Origin of the sequence: Niastella sp., from assembly GCF_045805085.1 — a bacterium.
GTDB lineage: Bacteria > Bacteroidota > Bacteroidia > Chitinophagales > Chitinophagaceae > Niastella.
In genome coordinates this window covers 1-6,937 of the sequence record NZ_JBJMLX010000181.1, presented here as the reverse complement: position 1 = coordinate 6,937, position 6,937 = coordinate 1, and the positions used below count along the sequence as shown (strand labels likewise).

The 6,937-nt window shown below is 44.5% G+C and carries 7 protein-coding genes and 1 pseudogene; 2 read left to right on the top strand and 6 right to left on the bottom strand.

The annotated features are described in order from the left end of the window. From ACJ751_RS09155 to ACJ751_RS09145, 3 genes and pseudogenes are all read right to left on the bottom strand, one after another. A partial coding sequence (locus tag ACJ751_RS09155; protein WP_407745182.1) for a hypothetical protein occupies window positions 1-325 on the bottom strand: 325 nt, incomplete at its 3' end. A 284-nt stretch (window positions 326-609) separates the two neighbouring features. Continuing rightward, entirely contained in the window at window positions 610-885 is a 276-nt protein-coding gene (locus tag ACJ751_RS09150) for an enoyl-CoA hydratase/isomerase family protein (protein WP_407745181.1), read from the bottom strand. A gap of 9 nt (window positions 886-894) precedes the next feature. After that, window positions 895-1,503: pseudogene (locus ACJ751_RS09145) on the bottom strand (efflux RND transporter periplasmic adaptor subunit); the annotation flags it as partial. 218 nt (window positions 1,504-1,721) lie between these two features. Between ACJ751_RS09145 and ACJ751_RS09140 the strand changes: the two are divergent. Continuing rightward, window positions 1,722-2,771 (top strand): LacI family DNA-binding transcriptional regulator, encoded by a 1,050-nt coding sequence (locus ACJ751_RS09140; protein ID WP_407745180.1) that lies wholly within the window; start codon window positions 1,722-1,724, stop codon window positions 2,769-2,771. 42 nt (window positions 2,772-2,813) lie between these two features. On the opposite strand, the gene ACJ751_RS09135 is transcribed toward ACJ751_RS09140, so the two are convergent. Both ACJ751_RS09135 and ACJ751_RS09130 read right to left on the bottom strand, forming a co-directional pair. After that, window positions 2,814-3,260: an SRPBCC family protein gene (locus tag ACJ751_RS09135; protein ID WP_407745179.1), complete on the bottom strand. Its 447-nt coding sequence runs from the start codon at window positions 3,258-3,260 to the stop codon at window positions 2,814-2,816. Window positions 3,261-3,332: 72 nt separating this feature from the next. Beyond that, window positions 3,333-4,163 (bottom strand): DUF6597 domain-containing transcriptional factor, encoded by an 831-nt coding sequence (locus ACJ751_RS09130; protein WP_407745178.1) that lies wholly within the window; start codon window positions 4,161-4,163, stop codon window positions 3,333-3,335. A 239-nt stretch (window positions 4,164-4,402) separates the two neighbouring features. Here ACJ751_RS09130 and ACJ751_RS09125 point away from each other — a divergent pair, with 239 nt between their 5' ends. Next, a complete protein-coding gene (locus tag ACJ751_RS09125; protein WP_407745177.1) occupies window positions 4,403-4,885 on the top strand; it encodes a hypothetical protein in 483 nt (160 codons plus the stop codon). A 78-nt stretch (window positions 4,886-4,963) separates the two neighbouring features. On the opposite strand, the gene thrS is transcribed toward ACJ751_RS09125, so the two are convergent. After that, entirely contained in the window at window positions 4,964-6,928 is a 1,965-nt protein-coding gene (gene thrS, locus ACJ751_RS09120) for a threonine--tRNA ligase (protein ID WP_407745183.1), read from the bottom strand. Between the last annotated feature and the right edge of the window lie 9 nt (window positions 6,929-6,937).

The following is a 6,937-nucleotide window of genomic DNA, read 5'->3' as shown; positions in this document are numbered from 1 at the left end:
CGGGCAGCTTAACTAAAGTATTATTTTTCCAATAACCGCCATTCGTTCCAAAGACTGACATATAAATGTCACTTCCTGAGGTAACGATAGAAGTAATGTTTTTGCCGTCGGTTAAAGTATCCCGAAGTGTAATAGTATTCGGCTGCGACAAACTTTTTTTCCAATATGCAGCTTTTGCATTGATTGTGTTGCCGCCAACATATAAATAAGGCCCCTGGGTTGGAAAATTGTCGCCGGTGTTATCCGGTGACGAAGTATGTTTTCGGCAGGAAGTAAACGACGCACCTGCAATAAGCATAAGCAATGGCAGTGTAAAAGTTTTCATGTCGTTAACGATTTTTGGTTTTAATGGGCATCAAACTGACGACAAACAATTATTCATACATGCGATGCCTACTCTAAACTAGGAATCTTTAACGGCTATTTAATGTTAAATCAGGATTGCTTTGCAATCGATCAAAGCCAGAAGCACTAATTATAGAAATAGATATATAATGAACATTGAGGATCAGTAGTTGTAAAGATGAAATTTGATTCCGGGAAAGAAATTTTTAACATACTTGTTTCTATTATAATCTTTAATGTTTGGCGGTGTGCATTTTATTCTATTTACAATAATCTTCTTCTTTCTTCTTTTCTCATTACCAAAAACTCGCCATGCTCAAATTGCAAACCTTTTTTAAGCTCCATTGAACTACCAAAGTATATTGATCTTTTTATTGCCCCGAGTGACATTTTGGAACGGCGACTCAAATATTCGGCTCGCTCTAATGACCGCTCAACCACTTTGTTTTTTGGCACAACTTCATCTATTGCCCCAAGTTTAAGGGCTTCTGCTGGTGAAAATGGTCGACCTTCGAGTACAGAATTTAAAGTTTGTTGCATGCCGATTAATTATTGGGTTATAGAAATTAAAGCACCATCAGTTAAATTTTTCTGACCACCCGTAACAACCAACTCGTTTTCAGTTAGCCCGGATGCAACTACAATTTTATTATCTATTATGTTTCCAAGGCTAACCCTACGCTTAAACACTTTATTCTGTTCTTTATCTACAACAAAAACAAAACTTTGATTGGACAAATCTTGTTGAATGCACTCAGCAGGTATTAAGACTGCCTGCTTTTTATTTTTGGTAGCTATTCTGGCTTCCGCTATCATGCCGGGACGAATGAGTAAGCCGGGGTTTTCAATGTCAACCTTAATTGTGAAAGCCCGTGAAGTAGCCTCAGCGGTTGATCCCACTTCAGTTACTTTGCCCGTAAATGTTTTATCAAGAGAAGATATGATCACGTTTGCATTTTGTCCAATCTTAATTTCATGCAATTCACCTTCCGGAACAAAGGCCACCATTTTTACTTTTCTGATATCTGATACTGTGAATAAAGGCACCCCTACGTTAACAATTTCTCCAACCTCTGCCTCTCTTTTAAGCAGTACACCGCTGATGGAAGAATGTAGCCTGGTATCTAATAAATATTTTTGTTGTAATTGCTGCTGAAGTTTGGCTTGCTGTAACGGAACTGTTCATAGCAATAGCGGGACGAGAAAGGACCGGGAGTTTTTTCATAAACTGTTTGGGATAGGGATCAACTCCCAAAAAAGACCCTTTTTTATCCCTTTAAACGGCTATATATCATATTTTTCTATACATCTCCGGCGGATTCCATTTTTTTATTCAAAAAAAGCTCGGTTTCTTTGATAAACATCATACAGTTACAATGGCCGAAAACCGGGATGTAACGATATACGACATAGCCAGGCACCTGAAAATTTCTGCAGCCACAGTCAGCAGAGGCCTGAACAATAATCCTGCTGTAAGCAAGAATACCCGAAAGAAGATTGCGGAGGCGGCCCGGAAACTGGGTTACCAGAGCAACACCTTTGCCAGCAGCCTGCGAAGCAAAAGCACGCATACGCTGGGGGTACTGGTGCCGCGGCTTAACAGCCATTTCATGTCGTCGGTACTGGCGGGCATGGAAAAAGCTGCCAATAAGCATGGGTATAATCTCATCATTGCCCAATCACTGGAAGAGGCGGAAAACGAAAAACTGAATGCCGAAACCATGTTCAACAAACGGGTGGATGGGCTGTTGATCTCGCTGGCTTATGACACCCCCAACCTCAATCACCTGGAGCCTTTTTTCAAGCGCAATATCCCGGTGGTGTTCTTCGACCGCGTTCAACCCCATACGTCCAGCATTTCGGTTGTCATCAACAACTACGAGGCTGCTTACAACATCACCAGTCACCTGGTAGAACAGGGGTGCCGCCGTATTATGCATCTGGGCGGCAACCTGCTCAGAAACGTGTATAAAGACCGTTTCGATGGTTACCGGCAGGCGCTTAAAGACCGCGACCTTCCCTTCCAGGAGAAATGGCATTTAGTAAGTGCGCTGTCAGAAAAAGACGGAACGGAAGCCGCTGATTATATGCTCAATCTGCCAGCGGCAAAACGGCCGGATGCCGTCTTTTGCGCCAATGATACGTCCGCTGTGTATTGCATGATGGCATTGAAAGCGGCCGGCCTTCGCATCCCTGAAGATGTGGCGTTCGCAGGCTTCAACAACGATCCTATCAGCAAGGTCATTGAACCCAACCTTACCACGGTTGACTATTCGGGCGAAATAATGGGCAACACCGCCGTCACCAATCTTATCAACCACCTCAAAGGCCTCAGCAATCTCTACAGCACCAACTCCATTACGTTACGGGCTGATCTCATTATCAGGGCGTCTTCATTGAAAAGCAAGGCAGGGGGCAAAAAGTAAGAGGTATCAACTGGTCAACTGGTTAACTGATTAACTGGTCAACTACCTCGTAGGCTTTCTAAAAACACCCTGGCCTGTAGTAAGGTACGAATGCAGACTTGTTTTGATCCAGTGCGTCCAGCCCTGTTCACAATCTTTATAACACTCCACATCAGGCGTAAGACCTTCATGGATGAATGTCAGATCTGTTTCGCCGTTATTTTCGTTGAGATCAAAGATCAACCGGGTGTTGGCCCATTCCTTTTTATCATTAAACCAGGGCATATTACAATCGGTAATTAACCAAACCACCCTTTTAGCGGGCACCAGTTCAGTTACGGTCATGGCGAAGAAAGAATCGCCACCCATTGTTATCTGAAAGGTGTCATGTTGTTTTTCGGTGTTTCCGGTAAGGGTAACACCCCACCAGCCGGTTACATTGCTGATCTTTTTAATAGCTTCTGATGCGCTGATCTTTGCAGAAATGCTGCTGTTAAAATCGTTTGTCATTGTATTTGATTTATAACAGCAAAGCTAGCGCGGCAGGAAACGCGCGTATTGTACGAATCGGAACTCAACTTATCAACTGGTGTAATGCCTGGTAGCGAGTTCGTTAATGCTGTTTTGAAGATCGGTTGGGGTGGAACCGGTAAATCGTTTAAAGGCCCTTAGAAAATGAGACTGGTCGTAGTAATATTCGTACATGTATTCTTTTAAATGGAAGAGATCGGCGCCGGTTGAATAAGCCTGGTAAAATTGTTTGAACCGGATTATTTCGGCCAGGTTTTTCGCCCCCGTGCCCAAATTGGCTGTAAACTTTTTATGCAACCAACGCGCGCTGTAGCCGGTTTCTTTTTCGAGTTGCGCTACGGTGATTAACCCTTTGTTCTCAAAGATCCGGTTAATATAAAAATCGTATATGAGATCGGGTGTAGCGTTTTCCAACCGTTTAAGCAGAAAGCTTTGCAGCAACTGCAATTTCTTTTTTACCGAACGCTCCTCTCCCATTTGCTGTTGCAGTACCGATACCTGTTTGCCCAACAGATCGGTCATTCCAACAATTTTATTTTTGACTTCCGTGTAGGGCAATTGAAAAAAGCGGTAGGCGCCGAGCGGGTTGAATTCAACCACTATGGTAGCTGTTTGTACGTCCTCTTTCGGATCGAGCATAACGGCCGAATCAACCAAACCGGTAAATGACAACTCATTTTCTTGTTGAGTGAAGGTCTTGTCTTCTACCCGGGCCACCAACCCGTTGCGGCTGGTAAAGGCGAGTTTGAAATTGGCGTTGGGGACAATCAGTTTTCTATCCAGCGCAGGCAAACGTCCGGAGCTTTCAAACACCCACATTTTCGCAATAAATGGCTGTAATAACGGATGTGGCGTAACCGGATTGAAACTAAACGTTGTCATTGGCAACCCGTAGGATTTGTATTGCTTTAAAGATACTACAAAGGCCCGACTTATATTTTTTGTCGAAAAAACAATTAAAACAGACCCCGGAAGGACCGCCTGTCCATGGCAATTTGTTGATATTGATACTCACTAAAGAATGAAACATTTGATTTGCAAGGGATCCTGTTAATGGCAGGCAACGTGGTATAACTTTTTCAGGGAATTAAACTGATTTAACAACCAATAATTATTTTACTATGAAAGTTTCATCTGCGTTGGCCGGAGGATTAGCAGGAACAATTACAGTAGCTTCCCTGCATGAGGCAATGAGAAGAGTAACCCCTACTGCACCTCGTATGGATCTGCTGGATATGGACCTGCTGCGAAAAGGGTTAACAAAAATGAATAAAAAGGTACCGGCAGATGATGCGCTGCAGCGGTGGGCTGTAGGGGGCGAATTGTTTTGTGATACCGCTTATTTTAGCATGGCAGCTGCAGGTGGCAGAAAAAAAGTATGGTGGTTCGGCGCATTATTAGGACTGGCAGCTGGTATCTCCGCAGTTGTTTTACCCAAGTCAATGGGACTGCCACCCGAACCAAGTAACAAAACGATAGGAACAAAAATAATGACCATAGGATTGTATTTTCTGGGCGGATTAGCTGCTGCAGCTGTTGCGCAATTGGTAGAAGGCTCAGACAAGATCAATGGCCATGATTATATAGAGGATGTTTACCAGTAATTTATTCTTATACATATGTTACTAACCTGGATTTTGTCTGGCGCTATGCCAGACAAAATCCAGTTATGAGATAGTAACTTAATTACCTGCCTTTTCTTCAATTTCCTGCCTCAGATCCGCAATAATTTCTTCGATCAGTTTGGTACCTATATCGCCCTTGCCCTGGCGGCGCACAGCAGCCTTGCCTTCAGCCACTTCTTTTTCGCCAATCACCAGCATGTATGGTATTTTGGCCAGTTCGGTATCCCGTATTTTCTTACCTATTTTCTCGTTACGGTCGTCAATTTCTGCCCGGATGTCGGCTTTTTTCAACTGCTTTAATACGCTTTCGGTATAAGGCAGAAATTTATCGCTAATAGGCAGCAGCTTAACCTGTGTAGGTGTAAGCCATAGTGGGAATTTGCCAGCGCAATGCTCGGTAAGTACGGCTATAAACCGCTCCATGCTGCCAAATGGCGCACGGTGTATCATAACGGGACGGTGCCTGGCATTGTCTTCGCCAATGTAGGTAAGCTCAAAGCGCTCTGGCAGATTGTAATCTACCTGAATGGTGCCTAGCTGCCACTTGCGGCCAATGGCATCTTTTACCATAAAATCAAGCTTGGGACCATAAAATGCGGCCTCGCCATATTCCGTTACGGTGGTCAATCCTTTTTCGGCAGCGGCTTCTATGATGGCTTGCTCCGCCTTTTCCCAGTTCTCGTCGCTACCTATATATTTAGACCGGTCTTCCTTATCCCGTAACGAAATTTGTGCTGTATAATCAGTAAAACCCAACGATCTGAACACATACAATACAAGGTCAATTACAGTTTTAAACTCTTCTTTTACCTGGCCAGGCATGCAAAACAAATGCGCATCATCCTGAGTAAAGCCACGCACCCGGGTAAGCCCATGCAGTTCACCATGCTGCTCGTAGCGGTACACGGTACCAAACTCGGCCAGGCGCAAAGGCAGGTCCTTATAGCTTCTTGGCGATGTTTTATAGATCTCGCAATGGTGCGGGCAGTTCATTGGCTTCAGCAAAAACTCCTCTCCTTCCTGCGGTGTTTTAATCGGTTGAAAGCTATCCTTGCCATACTTTTCGTAGTGGCCTGATGTTACATACAGGTTCTTGTGCCCGATATGCGGGGTAATTACCGGCAGGTAGCCGCTTTCAATTTGCGCTTTTTGTAAAAATTGCTGTAGTCTTTCCCGAAGCATGGCGCCTTTTGGCAACCACAACGGCAGCCCCATGCCCACTTTTTCAGAAAAAGCAAACAACTCCAATTCTTTACCCAGCTTACGGTGGTCACGCTTCTTCGCCTCTTCCAGCAGCACCAGATATTCATCCAGTTCTTTCTGATTGGGGAAAGTGATGCCGTAAATACGGGTTAATTGCTTGTTCTTTTCATCGCCTTTCCAATAGGCGCCGGCAATATTGGTTCGCTTGATGGCCTTGATAAAACCAGTATGGGGAATATGCGGTCCACGGCACAGATCGGTAAAGTCGCCCTGCGTGTAAAAGCTAATGGTGCCATCTTTCAGGTTTTGCAACAGGTCGAGCTTGTACTCATCACCTTTTTCAGTAAAATAAGCAATGGCTTCGTCCTTTGGCATGGCTTTATGAACAAACTCCTCGTTCTTTTTTGCCAGCTCGCTCATTTTCTTCTCCAGCTTCGTCAGGTCTTCTTCTGTCAGCCTGGTATCGCCCAGGTCAATATCGTAATAAAAACCTTTTTCCAGGGCAGGGCCTACCCAGAACTTCACGCCGGGAAATAATGATTCAACCGCTTCGGCCATCAGGTGGGCGCTGCTATGCCAGAAGGTGTTCTTACCTTCCGCATCGTCCCATTTCAGAAAATTAATGGTAGCATCTTCCGTTATCGTAGCCGAGAGGTCTTTTACAACGCCATCTACTTTTGCTGCCAGCACATGGCGGGCCAGCCCTTCCGATATCGACTTTGCGATTTCAAGACCAGTTACGCCAGCTTCGTATTGGCGCACATTGCCGTCGGGGAATGTAATGTTTATGCTCATTTTATTAATTTTTGCAATGGGCATTTCCGCTAT

Bases quoted from the DNA above. Each gene is read 5' to 3' on its own strand.
- ACJ751_RS09150 (WP_407745181.1), bottom strand. From the start codon at position 885: ATGCAACAAACTTTAAATTCTGTACTCGAAGGTCGACCATTTTCACCA.
- ACJ751_RS09140 (WP_407745180.1), top strand. From the start codon at position 1,722: ATGGCCGAAAACCGGGATGTAACGATATACGACATAGCCAGGCACCTG.
- ACJ751_RS09135 (WP_407745179.1), bottom strand. From the start codon at position 3,260: ATGACAAACGATTTTAACAGCAGCATTTCTGCAAAGATCAGCGCATCA.
- ACJ751_RS09130 (WP_407745178.1), bottom strand. From the start codon at position 4,163: ATGACAACGTTTAGTTTCAATCCGGTTACGCCACATCCGTTATTACAG.
- ACJ751_RS09125 (WP_407745177.1), top strand. From the start codon at position 4,403: ATGAAAGTTTCATCTGCGTTGGCCGGAGGATTAGCAGGAACAATTACA.
- thrS (WP_407745183.1), bottom strand. From the start codon at position 6,928: ATGCCCATTGCAAAAATTAATAAAATGAGCATAAACATTACATTCCCC.